General features: G+C 71.7%; 16 protein-coding genes and 2 pseudogenes. 11 read left to right on the forward strand and 7 right to left on the reverse strand.

Going from position 1 to position 25,112, the window contains the following annotated elements:
* Positions 1-24: 24 nt before the first annotated feature.
* Positions 25-1,149, forward strand: a complete 1,125-nt coding sequence (locus tag ABZX75_RS13375; protein WP_355410270.1) for a GuaB3 family IMP dehydrogenase-related protein — start codon at positions 25-27, stop codon at positions 1,147-1,149.
* A gap of 136 nt (positions 1,150-1,285) precedes the next feature.
* Here the strand turns inward: ABZX75_RS13375 and ABZX75_RS13380 are convergent, their stop codons facing one another.
* Positions 1,286-2,515, reverse strand: a complete 1,230-nt coding sequence (locus ABZX75_RS13380) for a nucleotide sugar dehydrogenase (protein WP_355410271.1) — start codon at positions 2,513-2,515, stop codon at positions 1,286-1,288.
* Between the two features lie 269 nt (positions 2,516-2,784).
* Here ABZX75_RS13380 and ABZX75_RS13385 point away from each other — a divergent pair, with 269 nt between their 5' ends.
* From ABZX75_RS13385 to ABZX75_RS13410, 6 genes are all read left to right on the forward strand, one after another.
* The gene (locus ABZX75_RS13385) at positions 2,785-4,491 is read left to right on the forward strand and encodes a glycerol-3-phosphate dehydrogenase/oxidase (protein WP_355410272.1); all 1,707 of its coding nucleotides are present in this window, start codon (positions 2,785-2,787) and stop codon (positions 4,489-4,491) included.
* Between the two features lie 149 nt (positions 4,492-4,640).
* Positions 4,641-7,019, forward strand: coding sequence for a protein kinase (locus tag ABZX75_RS13390; RefSeq protein ID WP_355410273.1), 2,379 nt, complete (start codon positions 4,641-4,643; stop codon positions 7,017-7,019).
* A 78-nt stretch (positions 7,020-7,097) separates the two neighbouring features.
* A complete protein-coding gene (locus ABZX75_RS13395) occupies positions 7,098-9,752 on the forward strand; it encodes a serine/threonine protein kinase (RefSeq protein WP_355410274.1) in 2,655 nt (884 codons plus the stop codon).
* A gap of 125 nt (positions 9,753-9,877) precedes the next feature.
* Positions 9,878-11,587 (forward strand): serine/threonine-protein kinase, encoded by a 1,710-nt coding sequence (locus ABZX75_RS13400; RefSeq protein ID WP_355410275.1) that lies wholly within the window; start codon positions 9,878-9,880, stop codon positions 11,585-11,587.
* A 138-nt stretch (positions 11,588-11,725) separates the two neighbouring features.
* A complete protein-coding gene (locus ABZX75_RS13405; protein WP_355410276.1) occupies positions 11,726-13,357 on the forward strand; it encodes a succinic semialdehyde dehydrogenase in 1,632 nt (543 codons plus the stop codon).
* A 108-nt stretch (positions 13,358-13,465) separates the two neighbouring features.
* Positions 13,466-15,256, forward strand: coding sequence for a GMC family oxidoreductase (locus tag ABZX75_RS13410; protein ID WP_355410371.1), 1,791 nt, complete (start codon positions 13,466-13,468; stop codon positions 15,254-15,256).
* Between the two features lie 547 nt (positions 15,257-15,803).
* Here the strand turns inward: ABZX75_RS13410 and ABZX75_RS13415 are convergent.
* On the reverse strand, positions 15,804-16,067 hold the full coding sequence (locus ABZX75_RS13415; protein WP_355410277.1) for a chorismate mutase: 264 nt from the start codon (positions 16,065-16,067) through the stop codon (positions 15,804-15,806).
* 301 nt (positions 16,068-16,368) lie between these two features.
* Here ABZX75_RS13415 and guaA point away from each other — a divergent pair, with 301 nt between their 5' ends.
* The 4 genes from guaA (at position 16,369) to ABZX75_RS13435 (ending at position 20,871) form a co-directional block, all read left to right on the forward strand.
* Positions 16,369-17,955 carry a glutamine-hydrolyzing GMP synthase gene (guaA, locus tag ABZX75_RS13420; protein WP_355410278.1) on the forward strand — a complete coding sequence of 529 codons (1,587 nt, stop codon included), beginning with the start codon at positions 16,369-16,371 and terminating at the stop codon, positions 17,953-17,955.
* Between the two features lie 153 nt (positions 17,956-18,108).
* Positions 18,109-18,954 carry a class II aldolase/adducin family protein gene (locus ABZX75_RS13425; protein ID WP_355410279.1) on the forward strand — a complete coding sequence of 282 codons (846 nt, stop codon included), beginning with the start codon at positions 18,109-18,111 and terminating at the stop codon, positions 18,952-18,954.
* Between the two features lie 102 nt (positions 18,955-19,056).
* Positions 19,057-20,322: a hypothetical protein gene (locus tag ABZX75_RS13430; protein WP_355410280.1), complete on the forward strand. Its 1,266-nt coding sequence runs from the start codon at positions 19,057-19,059 to the stop codon at positions 20,320-20,322.
* Between the two features lie 87 nt (positions 20,323-20,409).
* A complete protein-coding gene (locus ABZX75_RS13435; protein WP_355410372.1) occupies positions 20,410-20,871 on the forward strand; it encodes a DoxX family protein in 462 nt (153 codons plus the stop codon).
* A gap of 8 nt (positions 20,872-20,879) precedes the next feature.
* On the opposite strand, the pseudogene ABZX75_RS13440 reads toward ABZX75_RS13435, so the two are convergent.
* The 5 genes and pseudogenes from ABZX75_RS13440 to ABZX75_RS13460 form a co-directional block, all read right to left on the reverse strand.
* Positions 20,880-21,349, reverse strand: a pseudogene (locus ABZX75_RS13440) (NUDIX domain-containing protein).
* A pseudogene (locus ABZX75_RS13445) lies at positions 21,349-21,618 on the reverse strand (XRE family transcriptional regulator); the annotation flags it as partial. The pseudogenes ABZX75_RS13440 and ABZX75_RS13445, both read right to left, overlap by 1 nt.
* Before the next feature lie 339 nt (positions 21,619-21,957).
* The gene (locus tag ABZX75_RS13450) at positions 21,958-23,490 is read right to left on the reverse strand and encodes a recombinase family protein (protein ID WP_355410281.1); all 1,533 of its coding nucleotides are present in this window, start codon (positions 23,488-23,490) and stop codon (positions 21,958-21,960) included.
* A 96-nt stretch (positions 23,491-23,586) separates the two neighbouring features.
* A complete protein-coding gene (locus ABZX75_RS13455; RefSeq protein ID WP_355410282.1) occupies positions 23,587-23,811 on the reverse strand; it encodes a hypothetical protein in 225 nt (74 codons plus the stop codon).
* The gene (locus tag ABZX75_RS13460; RefSeq protein WP_355410283.1) at positions 23,798-25,108 is read right to left on the reverse strand and encodes a PspC domain-containing protein; all 1,311 of its coding nucleotides are present in this window, start codon (positions 25,106-25,108) and stop codon (positions 23,798-23,800) included. The genes ABZX75_RS13455 and ABZX75_RS13460 overlap by 14 nt, the downstream gene beginning before the upstream one ends.
* Positions 25,109-25,112: the final 4 nt, after the last annotated feature.

Below are 25,112 nucleotides of genomic sequence, written 5' to 3' on the forward strand. Positions count from 1 at the left end.
GACCCAGAGGAAAGGCCACCACACGTGACTGAGATCGAGATCGGGCGCGGCAAGCGCGGCCGCAGGGCGTACGCGTTCGACGACATCGCCATCGTCCCGAGCCGGCGGACCCGGGACCCGAAGGAGGTCTCGATCGCCTGGCAGATCGACGCGTACCGCTTCGAGCTCCCGTTCCTGGCCGCCCCCATGGACTCGGTCGTCTCCCCGCAGACCGCGATCCGCATCGGCGAGCTCGGCGGCCTCGGCGTGCTGAACCTCGAAGGCCTGTGGACCCGGTACGAGGACCCGCAGCCGCTGCTCGACGAGATCGCGGAGCTGGACGAGGAGTCCGCCACCCGCCGTCTCCAGGAGATCTACTCCGCGCCGATCCAGGCGGACCTGATCCGCCGGCGCATCAAGGAGGTGCGCGACTCGGGCGTCGTGACCGCCGCCGCGCTCTCGCCGCAGCGCACCGCCGAGTTCTCCAAGGCCGTCGTGGACGCGGGCGTGGACATCTTCGTGATCCGCGGCACCACCGTGTCGGCCGAGCACGTCTCGGGCGCCGCGGAGCCGCTGAACCTCAAGCAGTTCATCTACGAGCTCGACGTCCCGGTGATCGTCGGCGGCTGCGCCACCTACACCGCGGCCCTGCACCTGATGCGCACCGGCGCCGCGGGCGTCCTGGTCGGCTTCGGCGGCGGCGCCGCGCACACCACGCGCAACGTGCTCGGCATCCAGGTCCCGATGGCGACCGCCGTCGCGGACGTGGCCGCGGCCCGCCGCGACTACATGGACGAGTCCGGCGGCCGCTACGTGCACGTCATCGCGGACGGCGGCGTGGGCTGGTCGGGCGACATCCCCAAGGCCGTCGCCTGCGGCGCGGACGCCGTGATGATCGGGTCCCCGCTGGCCCGTGCCACCGACGCGCCCGGCAAGGGCAACCACTGGGGCATGGAGGCCGTCCACGAGGACGTGCCGCGCGGCAAGAAGGTCGACCTCGGGACCGTCGGCACCACCGAGGAGATCCTCACCGGTCCGTCGCACAGCCCCGACGGCTCGATGAACATCTTCGGCGCGCTGCGCCGCTCGATGGCCACCACCGGCTACAGCGAGCTCAAGGAGTTCCAGCGGGTCGAGGTCACGATCGCGGACTCGCAGCACAGCCGCTGATCCGCTTCGGCCTCCCGTACGTACGCTGGAGGGCCGGCACCCCGAGCGGGGTGCCGGCCCTCCGGCACGTCCTGGGGCCGGGCGGCCGTGTCAGTCGCCGACGCCGACCGCGGCGTAGAGGGGGATTCTCCGGCCGTCAGAGCCGGTGCGCCGCGCCCGCGGGGCTGGCGCCGCGGGTGTCCAGGAGCAGTTGGGCCTTCACCGCGAGGCCTTGCATGTCGTAGGTGCGGTGGTGCTGGAGCAGGATCGTGAGGTCGGCGTTCGCGGCGGCCTCGTACAGCGACTCGGCGCGGGGGATCGGCTGGTCCCTGACCCGCCAGCCCGCGATGTAGGGGTCGTGGTAGCTGACCAGCGCACCCAGGTCGATCAGGCGGCTGGCGATCTCGCAGGCCGGGGAGCCCTCCTGGTCGGCGAGGTCGGGCTTGTACGTGACCCCGAGCAGCAGGACCCGGGCCCCGCGGGCGGATTTGCCGTGCTCGTTCAGCAGGGTGGCGGAGCGCTGGATGACGTACTGGGGCATCCGGGTGTTGATCTCCTGCGCCAGGCCGACCATGCGCAGGGGGTGGCCGGGGGTGCGTGTGGTGTGCGGGAGGTAGTTGGGGTCGAGGGGGACGCCGTGGCCGCCGACCCCGGGGCCGGGGCGGAAGGCCTGGAAACCGTACGGCTTGGTCTCGGCGCAGCGGATGACGTCCCACAGGTCCACGCCGAGGTCGTGGCAGAGCACCGCCATCTCGTTCATGAGGGCGATGTTGACGTGCCGGTAGTTGGTCTCCAGGAGCTGTACGGTCTCGGCCTCGCGCAGGCCGCGGGCGCGGACCACCTTCTCGGTGAGGCGGGCGTAGAAGGCGTGCGCGGACTCCGTGCAGGCCGGGGTGAGGCCGCCGATCACCTTGGGGGTGTTGGAGATGCCGTGCGTGCGGTTGCCCGGGTCGAGGCGGCTGGGGGAGTAGGCCAGGTGGAAGTCCCGGCCGGCCCGCAGGCCGGAGCCCTCTTCGAGGATCGGGCGCAGGTAGTCCTCGGTGACACCCGGATGGGCGGCGGATTCGAGGATCACGGTGGTGTGTGCGCGCAGCCGGGCGGCGAGTGCGCGGCCGGCCTCGCCGACGGCGGAGAGGTCCAGTGCGCGATCGGCGCCGAGCTGGGTGGGGGCGCAGATGACGGCGGTGCGGACCCGCCCGAGTTCGGCGGGGTTGGTGGTGACCCGGAAGCCGGCCGCCGACATGCGGCGGATCTCGGCGGCGGTGAGGGTGGAGTCCGTGACCGGACCGCTGTCGTAGCCGACCGTCTCGATTCCGGCGGCCACGGCCGCCTGGGCGAGCGGGAGGCCGAGATGGCCGAGTCCGATGACGGCGAGATCTGCGGGCATGGGGGTGCCGTCCCTTCCCTGACATGAGGGGGCTGCCGCGCAAGTCCTCCGGGGTTCCTCCGGCCGAAGTGTGGGGGAACAGGGGAGCTGGCGCAATGTCAGACTAGGCGTATATATGACAGATATGTCGCATTCTGAGGTGGCGGCCGCCGTTGTGTTGTCCACAGGCGGTGGCTGATGTGGGTGCGGGCGGTCAGAATCATGAACGGGGAATGTGAGCGGGATCACCCGCGCGACGCTGGGATTCCCCGCACCAACGGGAGGCAGCCGTGAGGACAGCGACACTGGGACCGGCGCAGCGCGCCGAGGCCCTCGCCCGGATGGCCGAGCGGGAGCTGGATGTACTGGTCGTGGGCGCGGGAGTGGTCGGTGCCGGCACCGCACTCGACGCGGTGACCAGAGGCCTCGCCACCGGGCTGGTGGAGGCGCGCGACTGGGCGTCGGGCACGTCCAGCCGGTCGAGCAAGCTGATCCACGGCGGCCTCAGATACCTGGAGATGCTCGACTTCGCCCTCGTGAGGGAGGCGCTGAAGGAGCGCGGGCTGCTCCTGGAGCGGCTGGCGCCGCACCTGGTGAAGCCGGTGCCGTTCCTGTACCCCTTGCAGCACAAGGGCTGGGAGCGGCTCTATGCCGGCTCGGGCGTCGCGCTGTACGACGCGATGTCGGTGTCCAGCGGGCACGGGCGGGGACTTCCCGTCCACCGGCACCTGTCGCGCAAGCGCGCGCTGCGGGTCGCGCCGGCGCTGCGCAAGGACGCGCTGGTGGGGGCCCTTCAGTACTACGACGCCCAGATGGACGACGCCCGGTACGTCGCCACGCTGGTCCGCACGGCCGCGGCGTACGGGGCGCACTGCGCCAACCGGGCGAGGGTGATCGGCTTCCTGCGTGAGGGCGAACGGGTGGTCGGCGCGCGCGTAGAGGACGTGGAAGGCGGCGGCGAGTACGAGATCCGCGCCAAGCAGATCGTGAACGCGACGGGGGTGTGGACGGACGACACCCAGGCGCTGATCGGGGAGCGGGGGCAGTTCCACGTACGGGCGTCGAAGGGCATCCACCTCGTCGTCCCGAAGGACCGGATCCATTCGAGCACCGGGCTGATCCTGCGGACCGAGAAGTCCGTACTGTTCGTCATCCCGTGGGGGCGGCACTGGATCGTGGGCACCACCGATACCGACTGGGACCTGGACAAGGCGCACCCGGCGGCGTCGAGCGCGGACATCGACTACCTGCTGGAGCACGTGAACTCGGTGCTGGCCGTGCCGCTGACGCGCGACGACGTCCAGGGGGTCTACGCGGGCCTGCGGCCGCTCCTGGCCGGGGAATCGGACGCGACGAGCAAGCTCTCGCGCGAGCACACGGTGGCGCACCCGGTGCCGGGGCTGGTGGTGGTGGCGGGCGGCAAGTACACGACGTACCGGGTCATGGCGAAGGACGCGGTCGACGAGGCGGTGCACGGGCTGGACCAGCGGGTGGCGGAGTGCGTGACGGAGGACGTGCCGCTGGTGGGCGCGGAGGGGTACCGGGCGCTGTGGAACGCGCGGGCGAGGATCGCGGCCCGGACGGGGCTTCATGTGGTGCGGGTGGAACACCTGTTGAACCGGTACGGGGCGCTGACGGAGGAACTGCTGGACCTGATCGCCGCCGATTCCGGGCTGGGCGAGCCGGTGTCAGGGGCGGACGACTACCTCCGGGCGGAGATCGTGTACGCGGCCTCGCACGAGGGCGCGCGGCACCTGGACGACGTGCTGACGCGGCGGACGCGGATCTCGATCGAGACCTTCGACCGGGGGACGCGGTCGGCGCGGGAGTGCGCGGAGTTGATGGCGCCGGTGCTGGGCTGGGACAAACAGCAGATCGAGAAGGAGGTGGAGCACTACGAGAAGCGGGTACAGGCGGAACGGGAATCCCAGCGCCAACCGGACGACCAGACGGCGGACGCGGCCCGGCTCGGGGCGCCCGACATCGTTCCGTTGTAACTCCGGGATGTGGAAGGGGGAACCACGGACCCGGGGGGTCCGTCCGTTGCGGAGTGAGGAACAATGAGGGTTCTGCCGGGGAGGGTTACCGCGCACCCCGGCCGCTGCCGGGGCAGCCGGAACGGGCGGCACGATCGCAGAGGGGACGCATGTCGAAGCCGGAGCACATCGAGCCGCCTGTGGCGAAGCCTGAGGCCGGATCGCCTGCCGGGTCGCCTGCCGGGTCGCCTGCCGCGAAGCCTGTGGTGGAGGGTGCCGCGCGTGCGGGGTCGCCTGCGGCGAAGCCTGGGGGTGTTGGCCCGGCTGAGGCCGCTGCGGTGGGGCGCGAGGATGTGAAGCGGGCTGTGGCGGAGCCGGGGTTGGAGGATGCGGAGCCTGAGGATGCCGAGCCTGAGGATGCGAAGCCTGAGGCCGGGTCGCCTGCCGGGTCGCCTGCGGCGAAGCCTGTGGTGGAGGGTGCCACGCGTGCCGGGTCGCCTGCGGCGAAGCCTGGGGGTGTTGGCCCGGCTGGGGCCGCTGCGGTGGAGCCTGAGGATGCGAAGCCTGACGTGGCGAAGGCGGGGTTGAAGAAGGCCCAGTCGGCTGAGGTCGTGGTGGAGTCCGGGGACGCGAAGTCCCGTGCGGGCGCGGTGAAGGACGAAGGGCGGTTGTTGGCCGGGCGGTACCGGTTGGGGGATGTGCTCGGCAAGGGCGGGATGGGCACGGTGTGGCGGGCCCAGGACGAGACCCTGGGGCGGACCGTCGCCGTCAAGGAGCTCCGCTTCAGCACCGGGGTCGACGAGGACGAGAAGCGTCGGCTCATCACCCGTACCCTCCGCGAGGCCAAGGCCATTGCCCGGATCCGCAGCGGCGGCGCGGTCACGGTCTACGACGTCGTGGACGAAGACGGCCGGCCGTGGATCGTGATGGAGCTCATCGAGGGCCCCTCGCTCGCCGAGTTCGTACGGGAGAACGGCCCCCTGACCCCGCACCGCGCCGCCGAGGTCGGCCTCGCGGTGCTCGACGTACTCCGTGCCGCGCACCGCCAGGGCATCCTGCACCGGGACGTCAAGCCGTCCAACGTGCTCATAGCCGGCAGCGGCCGCGTCGTCCTCACCGACTTCGGCATCGCGCAGGTCGAGGGCGACCCCTCCGTCACCTCCACCGGCATGCTCGTCGGCGCCCCCTCCTACATCTCGCCCGAACGGGCCCGTGGCTACAAGCCCGGTCCGCCGGCCGACATGTGGTCGCTCGGCGGTCTGCTCTACGCCGCCGTCGAGGGCGTGCCCCCGTACGACAAGGGGTCCGCGCTCGCCACCCTCACCGCCGTGATGACCGAGCCGGTGGACCCGCCCAAGAACGCCGGTCCACTGACCGAGGTCATCTACGGGCTGCTCGCCAAGGACCCTGCCCAGCGCCTCGACGACGAGACGGCGCGGGCGATGCTCACGGCCGTGCTCAACGCGCCCGAGCCCGTCACGGCCCCCGTACTGGCGGCGACCGCCGAAGAGACCCGGCAGGTCTCGCTGGCGGATGCCAAGGAAGCCGCCGAGAAGGCCGCGGCGGACAAGGCCGCCGAGAAGGCCGAGAAGGCGGAGAAGAAGGAACGCGAGCGGCGGGAGCGCGAGCAGCGCGAGCGGGCCCGCGCCGCGCTGAAGTCGGCCCGCAAGGCGGCGGTCACCGCTGCCACGGCCGCCACTGCGGCCGCCTCCGCCGCGGAGGCACCTCCGTCCAAGCGGGCGCCGGTGGTGGCCTCGCTCACCGACGTCGTGCCGCGCCGGACCATCGCGCTGGCGATAGCCGGCGTCGTCGTGGCGCTGGCGGTGATCGGCTCGCTGATCGCCTACGCCTTCAGCGGCGACGACAAGGGCGGCCGGAAGAACGAGGGCAAGGGCAGTCAGGGCACCCCGTCCGTGTCCGGCAGTGCGTCGCCGGGTTCCTCGGCCGGAACACCGCAGTCCTCTCCGGCGCCCGCCGCGCCGGGCGGCAACGCCGGTGAGCCCGGCCAGGGCCAGCAGACGCCGGGCGCCGACCAGGGACAGGGTCAGAGTCAGGGGCAGGGCGCCCCTCCCGGCGCTCCGGTCGCCGGACTCCCGGCCGGATACGCCATGGTGACGGACCCTGGGTTCCACTTTTCGATGGCGATGCCCGATGGCTTCAAGCGGACGGGCACAGCGGGCAAGAACTCCGGCGGCATATACAGCAAGGACGGCGGCTTCCCGCGGATCCAGGTCGACTACACCGACAAGCCGGGCGATGACGCCCGCGCCGCCTGGCTCGCCCTGGCCCCGGCCGTGGAGTCCAGCAGCAAGGCATACCGGCTGATCTCGATCGAGCCGAGGGACTACCGGGGCTACCCGACCGTCGCGGACTGGGAGTTCGAGCGCGAGCACGACGGCATGAAGGTCCGTGTGCTCAACCGCGGCTTCAAAATGGACGCGACGCACGGCTACGCCATCATGATCAGCTGCGCCGCCGACCAGTGGGACGGCGCCGAGTGCACGCAGATGCGCACCACGGCATTCGAGACCTTCCGGCCTCTGGGCTGACCCCGGGACGCGGGCGGCCCCGGAGACGTATCGTGTCAGCGGGGCCATGGGGGGCCCACCGCACTCGGGGGAGGCGATGTGGAGGACTACGCGGGCCGGATCCTGGCCCACCGCTACCGTCTGCCGCTGCCGCCCTCGGACGAGGTCGAACTGGTCGAGACCCGGGCCTTCGACACGCGCAGCGGGCAGGAAGTCCTGGTACGGCAGGTGCCGTTGCCGGAGGTCGTGGACGCCGAGCTGCTGGACGGACACCGGGCCCCGGCGGCGGGGGGTCGCTCGGCGGCGGACCTGCCGGCCGTGCGCCGTGCGATCGAGGCGGCGCAGGCGGCGGCCTCGATTCCCGACCATCCCCGGCTGGACCAGGTCTTCGACGTGTTCGCCGAGGGCGGGTCGCTGTGGATAGTGAGCGAACTCGTCCCGGCCAGGCCGCTCGCCGCGCTGATCGCCGATGAGCTGCTGACCCCGTACCGGGCGGCGGAGGTGGCGTCGGACGTGCTGACCGCGCTGCGCGTGCTGCACGCGCACGGCTGGACGCACCGGAACATCACCATCAGGACCGTCCTGATCTGCGATGACGGGCGGGTCGTGCTGACGGGCCTGGCGGCGGGAGCCGCGGAGGAGGCCCTGTGCGGGTACGACCCGCTCCCGCCGAGCGCGTCCGGTGGTGAAGCGGAGGCGGGCTGGGGCGTCCCGGCCCCGGCGCCTGCGCCTGCGCCTGCGCCCGCGGGACGGGAAACCTGGTCCGGCGCGGCCGGGCCGGGCCCCGCCCTCGGCCTGGAGCCGGGCGGCGGTCTCGGGCCCGAGGGGAATGCCACGTCGGGCGGTAGGAGCAGTTCCGGTTCCGGTGCCGGGACGGCCGTACGGGAGCCCGCGCGATCCGGAGATCCCGGCCGGGACGGCGGCGGCTCCGGCCCGACCGGGCCGCAGGGCCGCGCCGGAGCGGGAGAGTCCGGGTACGCGCCGCTCGTGGCTCCGGGGTACGACACCGGGCCCCGGTACAACGACCACATCACCCCCGGGCGGCCCGAGGAGCGGCCCGACATCAAGGCCGCGGCGCGCGCCGGGGCCATCGCGGCCTACCGGGCCGGGGCGCAGGCCGCCGCCGCGCGGGTCACCGAGCAGCGCAGGGCCGGCGCCGGTCCCGCGCCGGAGCCGCGGCCCGAGGGGTCGAGCCTCCCGCAGGGGTACTCGTACCCGTACGGCGGTCCCGAGACCGGCGGCGGCGCGCCCTGGCACGGTACGACCCCGCGCCGCCAGGCCGCCCTTCCGCCGGCCGAGCAGCAGCCGGAACACCGTCCGCAGCATCAGCTGGAACCCGGGCACCAGCACCCGCCGGAGCCCCGTCCGCAGCATCACCCGGTACCCGGGCACCCGCACCTGACGGCACCGCAGCCTCAGGCCGAACCGGTGAGCCCGCCCGCCCCGCCCGCCCACCCCCCGCTGCCCGCGCAGCTCGCCCTGCCCCAGGGCTACCGCCAGGCCGACGCCCCGGGCGGCCCGGCTCCGGCTCCGGCCCCCGCCACCGGCGGCTGGGCCGGCGGCCCCCGTACCGGCCTCGACGCCGAGCGGGCGCGGCAGACGCGCATGGCCGTCGTCGGGGCGGTCACCGAGCGGTGGGCCCCCGAGCAGGCCGGCCCGGTGCGGGGCCACTGGCAGCTGGCGCCCCCGGTGGGGCCCGCCACCGACCTCTGGGCGCTCGGCGCGCTGCTGTACCGCGCCGTACAGGGACATGCCCCGTATCCGGAGGACAGCGTCGCCGAGCTCGTCGAGATGGTCTGCGCAGAGCCCCCCGCCTTCGCGGAGGAGTGCGGCGCGCTGCGCCCGGTCGTGGAGTCGCTGCTGCGCCAGGACCCCACCGAGCGCCCGGACTTCGAGGAGCTCCGCGGCTGGCTGCGCTCGCTCGTACGGTCCGCCCCCGAGCCGGAGGGGGCCGGCTTCGTCATGCTCCCGATGGCGGACCCGGATCCGGCGCGGCTGCCCGTCATCCGCAGGCGCGGCGATCTGCACGGGCGCCACCGCAATCCGACGGCCCCCCGCAAGCCCCGCGCCCTGGGCCTCACCCTGCTCCTCGGCATCCTGGTCCTGCTCGCCGGGGCCGTGGCGTACGCGGTGCTGTTCATGCCCCGCTCCGCGCCCGAGGAGCCGGGCGGATCCGCCGGGACGCCGCCGCGGCAGAGCCCGGCCGGCAGCCCGAGCGCCTCGGTCAACACCCCCACCGGAACCCCGGAGTCCAGGCCGGCGCCGCAGACGGCCCCACCCGCCTCCTCGCCCGCCGCCCCGGCTCCGCCGGGCTACACCGCCCAGCAGGATCCGGAGCACTTCGAGATCGCCGTCCCCAACGGGTGGGAGCGCCGAGGCATCAACGAATCGGGTCAGGTGCGGTACACCGACGGCCAGTTCGTCCTGACCGTCGTGCCCGGCCGGGACAAGGTCGAGGGGAATCCGGATCCGGCGGCCTACCAGAAGGACAAGGAGCAGGAGCTGACCCCGTACCGGACCTCGACCTGGTCCACCGTCAGCGAGGTCAAGAGCACCAGGGTCGGCCAGCAGCTGCGGGCCACCGGCAAGTACACGTGGATCGACGGCAACGGCCGCAACGTCGTGGCCCGCAACTACGTGGTCGCGCTCGGCGGCGCCTATCACGTCGTCATCGTCACGGGCCCGCAGGACGAAGAGGGCAAGGTGACCGAGGTCTTCGAGAAGGCCACGGCCAGTTACCGCGCGGGCGGTTGAGACCCGGCTGACGGGGACTCAGTACGGCAATTGCGTCACAGTGCTGTCTCACCGCGCCCGCGTGGTTCCGGCAGTACCCGAGGGCTCCGTAATCTGGCCCGAAGTGCACAGAGCGGCGGGGTTTCGTGGAACAGCAGACAGGTGCGGGCGCCGTGCTCGCGAGCCGGTACCGGCTCGTCGAGCCCATCGGCAGAGGCGGCATGGGCAGGGTGTGGCGCGCGCATGACGAGCTGCTGCACAGGACGGTCGCCGTCAAGGAACTGACGGCGGGTCTGTACGTCGCCCAGGCCGACCGGGACGTCATGCACGCCCGGACGCAGAAGGAGGCCCGGGCCGCGGCGCGGATCCAGCATCCCGCGGTCGTCACCGTCCACGACGTGCTGGAGCACGACGACCGGCCGTGGATCGTCATGGAGTACATCGACGGCCCGTCGCTGGCGGAGGCGGCCAAGGCGGCCGGGCGGATAGAGCCGCGGGAGGCGGCCCGGATCGGGCTCCACGTGCTGGGCGCGCTGCGCGCCGCGCACGCGGTCGGTGTCCTGCACCGGGACGTGAAGCCGGGCAATGTGCTGCTGGCCAAGGACGGCCGGGTGCTGCTCACGGATTTCGGGATCGCCGCGATCGAAGGCGACTCGTCCATCACGCGCACCGGCGAACTGGTCGGCTCCATCGACTACCTGGCTCCCGAGCGGGTCACCGGCGGGGCTCCCGACCCGGCCTCCGACCTGTGGTCGCTGGGCGCCACCCTGTACACGGCCGTGGAGGCCCGCTCGCCGTTCCGCCGCACCTCGCCCATCTCCAGCCTGCAGGCCGTGGTGAACGAGGAGCTGCCGCCCCTGCGCCAGGCCGAGGCCCTGGGCCCGGTCATCACGGCCCTGCTGCGCAAGGATCCCGCCCATCGGCCCTCGGCCGTGGAGGCCGAGCGGATGCTGCTGGAGGCGATGGAGGGCCGGGAGCCGAAGGCGGCGCACGCGTACGTACCGACGCGTGCGCTGACCTCGCAGGAGCTCTCCCCGGCGCAGGGGCAGAGCGCCCCGCCCGCCCCGGCCGCGGACCAGGCGCCTCCGGCGGCGAGCGCCCCGCTCCGGGAGTCGCCGGCTCCCGCGCCCGCGCCCTCGCCCTCGCCCGCTTCGGCGGACGACGCCCGGGGCCGGATCCGGCGCGCCGCCGCCGTGGCTCTGGTGGCGGCGCTGCTCGGCGGCGGCGGTGTCTTCGGGGTGCTGAAGTACACCGGCGAGGCGGGCGATGGCGGCGACAGCGGAGCCGGTACCAAGGGCTCCGGCACGAGCGTGAGCGCGCCCGACGAGCAGCAGCCGGTCGGCGATGCCGAGCAGCAGCAGGGCGACGGGGCCACGGTGCGGCCGGCGGCCGCCGCCCCGGCGGGCTGGCGGAAGGTCACCGACCCCATCGGCGGCTTCACCCTGTTCGTCCCGGAAGGCTGGAAGCGCCAGGCGAATGGCGACCAGATCGACTACACCCCGGACGACGGGAAGCACTTCATCCGGATCGCCGTCGACCCCAGCCCGGACTACAAGGACCCGTACGCGCACCTGCTGGACTTGGAGAGGCAGGTGGCGAAGCGGACCGACTACAAGAAGCACCAGCTGAACCAGAACACCTTCCGGGACAGCACCCGGGCCGCGCTCTGGGACTTCAGCTGGACAGAGAAGGTGAACCACCCCGGTCCGCGCAGGGCCAGGGAGCAGATGTACATCGCCCCGGACGAGACCGAGTACGCGATCTACATGTCGAGCCCCGTCGCCGACTGGGATACGACCCGCCAGCAGTTCGACATCGTGCTCAGCGGCTGGGAGCCGCCCGCGGAAGCCCGCTGATCCCGCCGATCCCCTGATCCCCGGATTCCCCTGGTTCCTCTGGGTCCCGGCCATCCTGCCAGCGATCACTGGCGGATATGGGAAAATCCGGTTACCCACGGGTACCCAAAGGCTCTCCGGCGCAATACGCTCACCGCCATGACGGACTCGCAGGCCCCCGCCGCCCCCCTCCGCGCCACACCGCAGCCCACCAACCCGGTCGCCCCGGCCCCCGCCGGTGCCCGCACCGCCGCGGACGTGGTGACCCCCGACCTCGTCGCCCGGCTGACCCGCGGAGTGATCGGCTCCGGCCGCACCGCCAATCACACGCCCTTCACCGGGGACCGGCTGGCGGAGCTCCCCGAGGCCACCCCCGAGGACGTCGCCGAGGCCTTCGAACGGGCTCGCGCCGCCCAGGCGGCCTGGGCCGCCGTCCCCGTACGCAAGCGGGCGGCGGTCCTGCTCCGCTTCCACGACCTGGTCCTGGCCCGGCAGGGCGAGGTCCTCGACCTCATCCAGCTGGAGACCGGCAAGGCGCGCCTGCATGCCCACGAAGAGGTCCAGGCGGTCGCCGTCGCCGCCCGCCACTACGGCCGCAAGGCCCCCTCGTACCTGCGCCCCAAGGGCCACACGGGCGCCATGCCCACCCTCACCAAGGTCACCGAGCTGCGCCAGCCGCGCGGCGTCGTCGGCCAGATAGCCCCCTGGAACTACCCGCTGGAGCTGTCGGTCGGCGACGCCCTGCCCGCCTTCGTCTCCGGCAACGCGGTCGTCATGAAGCCCGACACCGAGACCGCGCTGACCGCCCTGTGGGCCCGCGACCTGCTGATCGAGGCCGGACTGCCCGCCGAGGTCTTCCAGATCGTCCTCGGCGAGGGTCCGGTCGTCGGCCCCGAGGTCGTCCGCCACGCCGACTACGTCTCCTTCACCGGCTCCACGCGCACCGGCCGCGAGGTCGCCCAGGGCGCGGCCGCCCGCCTCGTCGGGGTCTCCCTCGAACTCGGCGGCAAGAACGCCATGCTCGTCCTGCACGACGCCGACGTGGAGAAGGCCGCCGCGGGCGCCGTCCGCGCCTGCTTCTCCTCCGCCGGCCAGCTGTGCATCTCCATCGAGCGGCTGTACGTCCACACCTCGATCGCCGACGCGTTCGTGGAGCGGTTCGCCGCCCGGACCAAGGCCATGCGCCTGGGCAGCTCCCTCGCCTACGGCGCGGACATGGGCTCGCTGGTCGGCGAGCGCCAGCTGGAGACCGTACAGCGGCACGTGGACGAAGCCGTCGCCAAGGGCGCCACCCTCGTCGCGGGCGGGACCGCGCGCCCCGACATCGGCCCGCTCTTCTACGAGCCCACCATCCTCGACGGCGTCGAGGCGCCGATGGCGGTGTGCGGGGAGGAGACCTTCGGCCCCGTCGTCTCCATCTACCGCTTCACCGACGAGGACCAGGCGATCGCGGACGCCAACGCCACCGCCTACGGCCTGAACTCCAGCGTGTGGACCAAGGACTCCCGCCGCGGCCACGCCGTCGCCGCCCGCCTGCGCACCGGCACCGTCAACATCAACGAGGGCTACGCCCCCGCCTACGGCAGCGCCCAGGCACCCATGGGCGGCATGAAGGACTCCGGCCTCGGCCGCCGCCACGGCTCCGAGGGCATCCTCAAGTACACCGAGGCCCAGACCGTCGCCCACCAGCGGCTGCTGCCGATGGCGCCCTCGCTGGGCATGGACGACGAGAAGTACGCCGCGTTCATGACCCGCAGCCTCCAGGTCATGAAGGCCCTCCGACTGCGCTAAGGGGTACCCGTGCCGCACGACGACGCACACGACGCACACGACGTCACGCACGACCGGGCGTACGACGACACGTACGACGACACGCACGACCAGGCATACGACTACGACGTGATCGTCGTCGGGTCGGGCTTCGGAGGGTCGGTCTCGGCGCTGCGCCTCACGGAGAAGGGCTACCGGGTCGGCGTCCTGGAGGCAGGACGCCGCTTCACCCGCGAGAGCCTGCCGAAGAACAGCTGGGACCTGCGCAACTACCTGTGGGCCCCGGCCCTCGGGCTCTACGGGATCCAGCGGATCCACCTGCTCGGCCATGTGATGGTGCTCGCGGGCGCCGGTGTGGGCGGCGGCTCGCTCAACTACGCCAACACCCTGTACGTGCCGCCCGCCGCCTTCTTCGAGGACCGGCAGTGGGCGTCGATCACCGACTGGCGCGAGGAACTCGCCCCGTACTACGACCAGGCCAAGCGGATGCTCGGCGTACGGCTCAACCCGACGACGACCCCCTCCGACGTCCACCTGAAGGCGGTCGCCGAGAAGATGGGCGTGGCGGACTCCTTCCACATGGCCCCGGTCGGCGTCTTCTTCGGCGACGGCGAGGACGCCGGGGGAGCGCCCCGGGTCCGGCCCGGCGAGGAGGCCGCCGACCCGTACTTCGGCGGCGCCGGCCCCGCCCGCAAGGCCTGCACCGAGTGCGGCGAGTGCATGACCGGCTGCCGCCACGGCGCGAAGAACACCCTGGGCGAGAACTACCTGCACCTCGCCGAGCGGGCCGGGGCCGTCATCCACCCGATGACCACGGTCACCGCGCTCTCCGAGCATCCCGAGGGCGGCTACCGGGTCCGTACGGTCCCCACCGACGGCCGCCGCAGGGGCATCGCCAAGGTGCTGCGCGCCCGGTACGTGGTCGTCGCGGCGGGCACGTACGGCACGCAGACCCTGCTGCACACGATGAAGGACCGCGGCGAGCTGCCGCGGCTGTCGGACCGGCTCGGCGATCTGACCCGGACCAACTCGGAGGGCCTGGTCGGCGCGCAGACCAACGACCGGCGCTACCGCAAGCGCCACGGCAAGGTCCCCCAGCCATCGCTGGGAGGCGCCCCCGGGCGGGCCGACTTCACGCGGGGCGTGGCGATCACCTCCTCCGTGCACCCCAACGCCGACACCCACATCGAGCCCGTCCGCTACGGCAAGGGCTCCAACGCCATGGGGTTCATGACCGTCCTCCAGGTCCCCTACGCCAAGCACCGGGTCCGCGCCTGGCTGGCCAGGGCCGTGACGCACCCGGTGCAGCTGGCCCGGTCGCTGTCCAACCGGCGCTGGTCGGAGCGGACCATCATCGGCCTGGTCATGCAGTCGCTGGACAACTCCCTGACGACGTACCGCAAGCCCCGCGGCATCGGGAAGGGCCTGCTCACCGCCCGCCAGGGCCACGGGGCCCCCAACCCGGTCCAGATCCCGGAGGCCACGCTGGCCGCGACCCTGCTGGCCGAGGAGATCAACGGCTTTGCGGGCAGTAACGTCGGTGAGCTGATGGGGACCCCGCTGACCGCGCACTTCCTCGGCGGCTGCCCGATCGGGGCCTCGGCGCGGGAGGGTGTGGTGGATCCGTACCACCGGCTCTACGGGTACCCGGGCATCTCGGTGGTGGACGGCTCGGCGATCTCCGCGAACCTCGGTGTCAACCCGTCGCTGACGATCACGGCGCAGGCCGAGCGGGCGATGTCGTACTGGCCGAACAAGGGCGAGCGGGACCCGAGGCCTGATCAGGGCGGTGCCTACGTCCGCCTGGCCGCGGTCGAACCGGCCCGTCCGGCGGTTCCGAAGGACGCCTTCGGCGCGCTGCGGCTGCCGTTCCTGGCGATTCCGGAGATCCCGCGGCGCAGTCCGGAACCGGCGGAATGACGGCGGCGGGTTCTGCGCTCCCCCTCCGAGCGCAGAACCCGCCGCGGTACATACGTGACAGATGTTCAACCACGATGGTTGTACCGGAATCCCGTCTGCCGGTCTGTGGTGTCGATCACGTACCGAAAGGTGCAACGGCGGCAGACGTTCGAGGACGCGGCAGCGGAGCACGGGGGAACGGAGCGCGGGGCGCGGGCGCGGGACCGACAACGAGAACGAGAACGAGAACGGCCGGCCCGGGGCGTCCCCCGGGCCGGCCGTCTCTTTCACGGGGTGACCGGGCTGCTGTCCCCTGCCGTCCGGTCACGCGAGGGAGCGAGGTCCCACGACGTACGCTCCGAAGGGGGTGCACGTCTCATCGCTCCGGCGGAGCCACGCGTGGTGCTGCGGTCCCGCACCTGGCTGGCGCGGACATCCTCACCAACGAAGGGTCCCGGAGCCGGTCACGGTCCGGACGGGTGACGAACGGCCGATCGCAAGCCGACCGCCGAGCCGACCGCCGAGCCGACGGCCGCCGAGCCGATGGCCGAGCGGTGCGCGGGGCGGCTCACACGCGGCCGCGGCACAGCTCCAGCAGGGTCATGGCGAGGGTGGTTCCGGGCTTCCCGAGAGCGTCGCTCCAGTGCGAGAGCACCTCCATCTCGCGGGACAGGTGCACCCGGCGCCCGCCGGAGGCGATCCTGGCGTCCTGGATGACAGCCGAGACGGCCATCCGCTCCTGGATCAGGCCGATGATCCGGTCGTCGAGGGCGTCGATGCGCTCGCGGGAGTCGGCGATCAGCTGCTCGGGGGCGGTGGTGATCGTGGTCATGGTCGGTCGGTCTCCTGTCGGGTGTGGGCCCGCAGGTCCGGAGAACGCCAGAGCGCCCCGGTCCTGTCGGACCGGGGCGCTCTGGGAAGTCAGCGGCTCAAGCGAGCATCACGAGGACCCATGGCGACCGGACCGGCCGGTGCCATAGGTAAAGAGGAAGCTCAGCTGCTTGCGCATGGAAGGGATTATGGCCTTCTGTCCCTGGCCCGGCCAAGCACGTTCGGATGGTGAGACGAAGAGACCCTTACGTCCCCCGTTAGAATCGACAAAACAGCCACCTCTTCCGCCGGAAGGCCGTCCCGTGCCAGAAGCACCCTCCGCCGCCCACGACAGCGCCCCGGACACGGTCCTCGTCGTCGACTTCGGCGCCCAGTACGCCCAGCTCATCGCCCGCCGCGTCCGCGAGGCACGGGTCTACAGCGAGATCGTCCCCAGCACGATGCCGGTGGCCGAGATGCTGGCCAAGAACCCCAAGGGGATCATCCTCTCCGGCGGCCCCTCCTCCGTGTACGAGGAAGGCGCGCCGACCATAGACCGCGCCCTGTTCGAGGCCGGTGTCCCCGTCTTCGGCATGTGTTACGGCTTCCAGCTGATGGCGGTCACCCTCGGCGGGCAGGTCGACAACACCGGTGCCCGCGAGTACGGCCGCACCCCGCTGGCCGTCTCGAAGTCGGGCTCCACCCTCTTCGAGGGCACCCCCGACCACCAGTCGGTGTGGATGTCCCACGGAGACGCCTGCTCCGCCGCCCCCGAGGGCTTCAGCGTCACCGCCTCGACCAACGTCGTCCCGGTCGCCGCCTTCGAGAACGACGAGAAGAAGCTGTACGGCGTGCAGTACCACCCCGAGGTGATGCACTCCACGCACGGCCAGCAGATCCTGGAGCACTTCCTCTACCGCGGCGCCGGCCTGGCCCCCAGCTGGACCACCGGCAACATCGTCGAGGAGCAGATCGCGGCCATCCGCGAGCAGGTCGGCGACAAGCGCGCCATCTGCGGCCTCTCCGGCGGCGTGGACTCCGCGGTCGCCGCGGCGCTCGTGCAGAAGGCCATCGGCTCCCAGCTGACCTGCGTGTACGTCGACCACGGTCTGATGCGCAAGGGCGAGACCGAGCAGGTCGAGAAGGACTTCGTCGCCGCCACCGGCGTGCAGCTGAAGGTCGTCGACGCGCAGGAGCGCTTCCTGAACGCGCTGGCCGGGGTCTCCGACCCGGAGACCAAGCGGAAGATCATCGGCCGCGAGTTCATCCGCGTCTTCGAGCAGGCCCAGGCCGAGATCATCGCCGAGGGCGGGCCCGACGTCGCCTTCCTGGTGCAGGGCACCCTGTACCCGGACGTGGTCGAGTCCGGCGGCGGCACCGGCACCGCGAACATCAAGTCCCACCACAACGTCGGCGGGCTCCCCGACGACATCGAGTTCGAGCTCGTCGAGCCGCTGCGCCAGCTGTTCAAGGACGAGGTCCGCATGGTCGGACAGGAGCTGGGCCTGCCGGACGAGATCGTCCAGCGCCAGCCCTTCCCGGGCCCGGGCCTCGGCATCCGCATCGTCGGCGAGGTCACCAAGGAGCGCCTGGACCTGCTGCGCGAGGCCGACGCCATCGCGCGCCACGAGCTCACCGCGGCCGGCCTGGACCGCGAGATCTGGCAGTGCCCGGTCGTCCTGCTGGCGGACGTCCGCAGCGTCGGCGTCCAGGGCGACGGCCGGACCTACGGCCACCCGATCGTGCTGCGCCCCGTCTCCTCCGAGGACGCGATGACCGCGGACTGGACGCGCATGCCGTACGAGGTGCTCGCGCGGATCTCGACCCGCATCACCAACGAGGTGCCGGGCGTGAACCGCGTGGTCCTGGACTGCACGAGCAAGCCCCCGGGCACCATCGAGTGGGAGTAGTCCCCACCCGTACGTGACGAAGCCGCCGCCCGGCCTCCACCACCGGGCGGCGGCTTCGCCGTTTCTCTGGCCACTTCCGCGGGCCGCCGGTACCTTGCGCCGCGAGCCGAGCCGAGCCGAGCCGAGCCGAGCCGAGCCGTCGAAGGAGCAGCCATGGCCGAGCAGCCCGCGCCGATTCCCGTGGACCGGTTGCGGTTCGAGATGCCCCCCGTGCACGACTCCGTCGAGGAAGCGCGCGCCTACCGCAAGGAGCGGCTCGCCGAGGCGCTGCGGCTGCTGGGGCGGCTCGGGTACGAGGACGGGGTGGCCGGGCACGTCACCGCGCGGGATCCCGAGTTCGAGGACTGCTACTGGGTGAACCCCTTCGGGCGGGCCTTCGGCGGACTGACCCCCGACGACCTGCTGCTGGTCGACGGGGACGGGCGCGTGCTCCGGGGCGGTCACCGGGCCAACGAGCTGGCCTTCGCGGTGCACGCGGCCGTCCACAGGGAGCGCCCCGAGGTGATGGCCGTGGTCCGCACGCAGGGCCCGTACGGCCGCGCCCTCGCGTCCCTCGGCGAGCTGCTGGCCCCGATCACGCAGGAGGCCTGCGCCTTCTACGAGGACCACGCGCTGCTGGACGCGTTCACCGGTCCCGAGGACGCGGGCCGGATCGGGATCGCGCTGGGCCCGTACAAGGCGCTGATCCTGCGCCACCACGGGGTGCTGACGGTCGGGGACTCGGTGGAGGCGGCGGCCTGGTGGTTCATCGCGGCCGAGCGGGCGGCGCAGGTGCAGCTGATCGCGCGGGCGGCCGGGAAGCCGGTGCGCATCGACCACCGCAGCGCGGTCCTGACGCGCGAGCGGTTCGGGTCCGATCTGGCCGCCTGGGTGAACTACCAGCCCCTGCGCCGGCAGGTGTCAGCGCAGGAGCCGCCCCGGGCGCCGCAGCAGGCATCGCAGCACGCGCCGCAGCAGGCACCACAACAGGCGCCACAGCAGGTGGCGTCAACATCATGAACCGTTAATCACCTGCTCTGACATCGTGCGCAATCCGGAGCACTGCCGCAGTGGTGCACAATTCGCTGGCATCGCACCGAAGTTCAGAGAGGCGGCACGCACGTGGCTGTCCAAGAGGTCTCCCGAAGTACCCACGGCGGTGGCTGCACCTGCGAGGACTGCCCGCACGGAGCACAGGAGGGGCACCGGCGCGCCGTCGCCGCGTTCCTCGAGAAGCGGGACGAGTTCGCCGCGGGGCAGGGGCTGCCGGCCGCCGTGGCCCGGTCCGCCGGGGCGTCCCGGCAGTGGGTTTCCGACGAGCTGACCCTGTCGGCCCGTACCGTCGCCGACCGGGGGCGGGACGCCGGGAACTCCTGGCTGTACCTGTTCTCGCGGCGGGCCGTGCTCGCCGTGTGGATCGCGGCCGGGCTACTGCTGCTGGTCCAGGTCGGCACCGCGCTCGGCACCGGCTGGTCCACCGCACGCACCGCCGGGTTGCTCGCGGCCCTGGTGCTGGCCGGGCTGCTCACCGTCGCGGCCCGGGCCCAGTCGCTGCGCGGCGGGCTGCTGGCCCCGCTGGTCGGCGAGGACAACCGGCTCTCCACATCGAAGGCGGTGCCGAGCGCCTGGGTGGTGCTGACCGCGTTCGCCGCGCTGCTGCCCGCGCTGCGGCTGGCGGCCTCGGCGCCCGGCCCGGACCGGCAGGCGCTGTACGCGGGCCTCGCGCTCGGCCGGGCGCTGCCGCTGCTGGCGGTGGTCGCGCTGACCTCGGCCGTGGCGGTGCTGGTGCGCCGCGTGGTCTCCGTACGGATCATGGGCCAGCGGCTGCAGAAGCTGCCGGCGGACCGGCCGCGCGGGGTCGACCTGCTGACGGACGACGCGGGGCGCGGGAGTTTCCCGGACGCGCAGTACGTGCTCGTCTCGACGGTGGTGCTGGGCTACGCGGCGGTGTCGCTGGCCCGGTTCCCGGACCGGCTGCCGCAGCTGCCGTGGGCGCTCGCCATGCTGGTGGCGCTGTCGGCCGCGGTGTACCTGGCCGCGAAGTACGCGGAGGGCACGCGCCCGCTGGTGCTGTCCGTGGTGCGCAGACGGGAGCCCGGGGACCTGGACGCGGCCGTCCGCCCCGGGGACGACATCGAGATCCGGGGCGTGGGCTTCGTGCCGCCCGGGGCGCAGACGCCGGAGATGATGGCCCGGCTGGTGGTGCGGATCGGCACGCTGCACGTGCACGTGCCGCTGGTTCCGGTGGCGGGCGGGTTCGCCAACCCCTCGGACGCGGTCCTGACCGTCCCCGTACCGGCGGAAGTGGAACCGGGCCGCATCGAGATCCAGGTGGTGACCGCCGCCGGAGTGGAATCCAACCGATGCACCATCGACGTGGCCGAGTGATGGGGGTACACATGGGGCGTGACCCGAACTGACGCCCCTTCACCCGGCACCCCCGAGGCCGCCGCCCCTCACACCGCGGCCGGCGGTCTGAGGGAACAGGCCACGCGGTACGCGCTCCTCCCCCTGCGGATCTTCCTGGGCGTGACCTTCGTCTACGCGGGCCTGGACAAGCTGACCGACTCCGCGTTCCTCTCCGCCACCGGCGAGGGTTCCATCGGAGACCTGATGCGCGGGGTACGGGACACCTCGGCCGTCCCCGCCCTGGTGGACCTGGCGCTGAAGTCCCCCGTCGGCTTCGCCGTGGTCCTGGCCATCGGGGAACTCCTCGTCGGCCTCGGCGTCCTGGCCGGACTGCTGACCCGGCTCGCGGCCGTCGGCGGAGCGCTGATCTCGCTCGGCCTGTGGCTCACGGTGTCCTGGGCGGTGACCCCGTACTACTACGGCAACGACCTCCCGTACATGTTTTGCTGGGTGCCTCTCGTGCTGGCCGGAGCACCCTACTGGTCACTGGATGCCCTGATCAGGCGCAGGCGGAGGCAGACCGCCTGAGGCCGGAGCTACCCGAGGTAGGGGGTCTCCCGGTCCTCCAGGAAGTGAGTCAGCCTCAGCCGTTGCGTGTGGTGCATGTCCAAGGTGCCGAGAGCTCCAGGGTCCACCCAGCGGAGTTCCAGGGACTCATCCGAGACGGCCAGGGTCCCGCCCACCATGCGGGCCCGGAAGCACACGTTGAACTGTCGGCGTACCTCTCCGTCGCTGTACGCGATGACGTGCCGGGGTCGGTGTACGTCCCGACAAGCCCAGTGATCTCTACGTCCAGGCCGGTTTCTTCCTTGACCTCTCGGACGGCCGTTCCGGGCAGGCTGTCGGTCATCTCCATGCCTCCGCCCGGCAAAGCCCACAGACCGCTGTCCGAGCGCTTCTGGAGCAGGATGCGGCCCTTGTCATCGGTCACCACGGCAGACGCCGCGACAACCATGCTGTTCGGCTCCGGGACGTCCGGATCATCGAAGTACTCGATACGTGCCACTAGCTGACCTCCCGGGCCGTCGACCAGACGGCCTCAAAGCTCTCGGCGTAGGTGTCGAACATGGATCCGCCCTCGATGCGTCGCAGGTGCCACACCGGCGCACCGTACGCGTTCACGCCCCACACGTGGGCATTGACCAGGGCCTGGTCGTCGGCTCTGTAGATCGAGTTGTAGAGCGTCGTCCCATGGGTCCTGATCTCCACGCCGGCGACGTCGACAAGTGACCGGTAATGAAGCTGCGCCAGTCGGCACCGTGACTCGATGCCGTGCTCCGCGACCCCTTGGTGGTCACTGTCGGCATGTCTCGGTAACCACGGTTTTTGAGACGCCCTTCGGCGGCCGCCAGGCGGGCCCCTGTTGGGTTCGATCTGCCTGGGGTAACGGTTGGCGAATACCTTCCTGCGGACCGCCGGGGCGCTTACGTTCATCCTGTACGGGTTTCCTGAGTCGTCTTGAACCGGCGTGAAGCCTTGGTGGTGTGATCTCGATCTCAGGTTCCCCGGGTTCTGTCCGAGACTCGCGCGCAGGACAGGTGCATCTATTTTGCGGGGTTCTCTATATCTACTAGCTACTAGTAGTGTGAGCCCCTTTCGGGGCCCAGCTATTTGTCAGTGGATCGTGAACGGCTGGCTCAGGTTGCCCAGATCTACCTCTGCGCCGAAGTCTGTGGTATTGGAGACTCCCTTGATGAGCGGGTTCAGGCGGACGCTGATTCCCGCCTTGAGTAGGTGGCGTGTTCTCTCGGCGTCGTTGCCTTCGTTCCGCTCCCACATATAGCGGAAGGTCTCCCCTGTGTCCCGGTATTCGTACCTGTCCGGCTTGTCTCCCTCGGCCGCGAGGGAATCGTGTTCCTCGTAGAGGGCTGCAATCTCTTCTTCAGTGGCCCTCTTGGCGAAGCCGGCCGAGTTCTTCCCTCCGGGGCGGATGGACCTCTGGAGTTCCGTCACGTACTCCTTGATCTCCTGGAGTCTCTGGGAATTGTTCGAACCCTTGACGTAGTGACGCTCATGCATGGGGAAGTCTCCGATGACTCCCAGTACCGTGGCCTCTACGACCTCCCTCACCTTCTCGGCTCGGAAGGCGTAGCCCTTGCCGCAGGACTCCCGGTTAGCCGACTTGTTGCAGCGGTAGACGGGCTTGCCCTGCTGTCTCTCCGGATTGAAGAGATACAAGTTGCCGCCGCAGCCGCCGCACAGGACCACGCCACGGTATGCAGTCGTGTTCTTTGTGGAGCGACGGGCGGCACTTGGGCGCCCATTCATTTCGTCCTGGAGCTTCGCCCATTCGTCATCTGTAAGAATCGGGTCTGCCATCCGGATCTTCCCTTCGGAAGTCAGGATCGGTTGGGAGGATCCGTACTTCTTTCCGGGAACCTTCACTTCCTCGCACTTCCAGCCGAGGATTGTTTCAGACCTCAGGATGGATGTGAGGGTGCGGCTCCGCCATATCGGCAGAGCTTCGCCGTTGTTCTTCCGGCGATTTGACATCCTCTCGCCGCCAGGGGAAAGAATTCCTCTGGCGTTGAAGTCGTCGCAGATGGACGAGTAGGGTTCGCCGGCCTCGACTACCCGCTTGTACATCTCCCGAATTACTTCCTTCTGATTCTCACGCACCCGGAGTCTCATGGCTCCGTCGGTGTCGCGGAAGGATTCGTAACCGTAGGGAGGGATCCCCTTAGCCCAGACATTGTTGGACTTGGCGTAGCTCTGGAACGACTTGACTCGCATGGAGATGTTCTGAGCTTCGGTCTCGGCGATGGCCGCGAAGAGGTCGATGATGACGTGCCGAAAGGGACCGACCATGTCGAGCACGGGTTCCTTGGCTGAAACCAGAAATTTGCCGCCGTGAGCGGTCGCCCATTTGATCATGTCCTGCATGTCGACGACTTTGCGGACGAACCTGTCCATCTTCCAGAACAGCAGCAGATCGAATTCGGGCGCCCGATTGTTCAGCCATTCCCCGAGTTGCGGTCTCTCGAACGGATGGGACTTGGTGGCGGAGATGTGGGCGTCCTTGGCTACACCTACCACTTGCCATCCGAGGTGTTGCCTCTCGGCTACGTAGGCCATGCAGTCCTGGAGCTGCCGTTCGAGCGAAGTGGACGCGTCGGTCTCGTTGCTGATCCTGAGGGCGATCAGCACACGCACAGGCTTCATGGGCGATCACCGTACAACAGCAGTACGTCAGTGACTGATCTACCTGATGGCCTGGATCCCGCTGGTCCTCGCCGGGGCGCCCTACCTCTCGCTGGACTCGCTGATCCGGTCGCGCCGGTCCCGCCGTACGGCGTAGGTGGCCATCCCCACCAGTGCGGCGAGAGCGAGCCCGCCCATCGTGATCGGGATGACCGCGAACCAGGGCACATCCGCCTCGCCGCTGCTGTCGAGCAGGTAGAGCACGCCCGCCAGCAGCACGAACAGTCCCGCGATCAGCCGTCCCGGCTGGAACTCATGACGCCGCACGGGCCACCTCCACCTGTCCCACACCCGCGGTCAGGTGCAGCTCGATCGTCCCGCCGGCCTCCGTGCCGGCGGCGGGCGGCAGCGTCGCCGCCCGGTTCTGGTCACGGACGCCCTCGATGCGGTCCGCGCGGTCGCCCGGCAGCCGCACGTCCCCCAGCCGGACCCGGACGTCGGCCTGCGCGGTGACCTCGCGGGGCACGACCACCTTGAGCCGGCCCGCGTCGATGGAGACGCGGACGGCCACGGTGGTGCCCTTGGGCACGTCGAGGCGGCTCAGGTCCAAGGTGGCCAGTCCGGTGTCCGCCTCGTACACGGGCCGTACCGCCGCGACCGCCGCGGGACGCCAGTCGACCCGCTTCCAGTCCGTGCCGATCTCCCGGGGCAGCACGGCCGCGCCCGCGAGCAGGCACGACGCCAGCACCACCAGCAGGATCGTGCCGAGGCCGGTACGGCCGAGCAGGGAGCTGACCGCGAGGCCCAGCCCGAAGACGAACAGCGCGGCGGCGAGCCCGGCCTGCAGGGCCTCGCCCAGGGGGCGGCCCTGCCAGTCGGCCGCCGCGCCGGCGATCCCGGCGAGCACGGCCAGGAGGAAGACCCGGCCGCCGATGCCACCGCGCGGACGGACCGGGGCAGCGGGCGGCACCACCACCGCGGCCGCGGCGCCATCCGGCGCGGCGTCCGCGGCGGCGTCCGCCGGGCCCCACAGGTATCCCGTCCCGCCGACCGGTCCGGTCGTGCCGTCCTTGACCAGCGGGTCCCGCCACCAGGACGGGCCGCCGGGGGCGGGCGGCGCCTTCGTCTCCGGCGGGGCGGGCGGGTGCGCGGTCCGCTGCGAGACGGGAGCCTGCGCCTCGGGAGCGTGCGCCTGCCGCCGCTGCCGCGACCAGTAGGAGGCGCCGGCCAGCGCCAGGATGACCAGGATGGAGAAGGCCCCCAGCCCGCCGTTGTCCAGCATCGACAGGAGCAGCGCGCAGCCGGCCAGGGCGGCGAACGCCGCGGCCAGGGTGGCGCCTTCGACCCGGCCGGTCAGCAGCTTCTTCGCCTCGCTGTCCTCCTCGCCCTCCTGCGGCAGCAGCAGCCACGCGAAGCCGTAGAAGATCAGGCCGACACCACCGGTCACCGCGAGCACGCCGAGGCCGATCCGGAAGATCACCGGGTCCAGGTCGAAGTACCGGCCCAGCCCCCCGCACACGCCCGCGAGGAGCTTGTCGCGCTTGCCGCGGCGCAGGGGTGGCCGGTCGCCGGCTGCCGGGGAAACCCCCGGGTCCGCCGGCGCGGCGTCGTGTACTTCCGTCATGCGT

The sequence above is a fragment of the Streptomyces sp. NPDC003038 genome (assembly GCF_040611115.1).
Lineage (GTDB): Bacteria > Actinomycetota > Actinomycetes > Streptomycetales > Streptomycetaceae > Streptomyces.

What these genes read in the sequence shown, in the direction of transcription:
- ABZX75_RS13380 (WP_355410271.1), bottom strand. Translation starts at nt 2,515, where the DNA reads ATGCCCGCAGATCTCGCCGTCATCGGACTCGGCCATCTCGGCCTCCCG.
- ABZX75_RS13390 (WP_355410273.1), top strand. Translation starts at nt 4,641, where the DNA reads ATGTCGAAGCCGGAGCACATCGAGCCGCCTGTGGCGAAGCCTGAGGCC.
- ABZX75_RS13405 (WP_355410276.1), top strand. Translation starts at nt 11,726, where the DNA reads ATGACGGACTCGCAGGCCCCCGCCGCCCCCCTCCGCGCCACACCGCAG.
- ABZX75_RS13415 (WP_355410277.1), bottom strand. Translation starts at nt 16,067, where the DNA reads ATGACCACGATCACCACCGCCCCCGAGCAGCTGATCGCCGACTCCCGC.
- ABZX75_RS13425 (WP_355410279.1), top strand. Translation starts at nt 18,109, where the DNA reads ATGGCCGAGCAGCCCGCGCCGATTCCCGTGGACCGGTTGCGGTTCGAG.
- ABZX75_RS13460 (WP_355410283.1), bottom strand. Translation starts at nt 25,108, where the DNA reads ATGACGGAAGTACACGACGCCGCGCCGGCGGACCCGGGGGTTTCCCCG.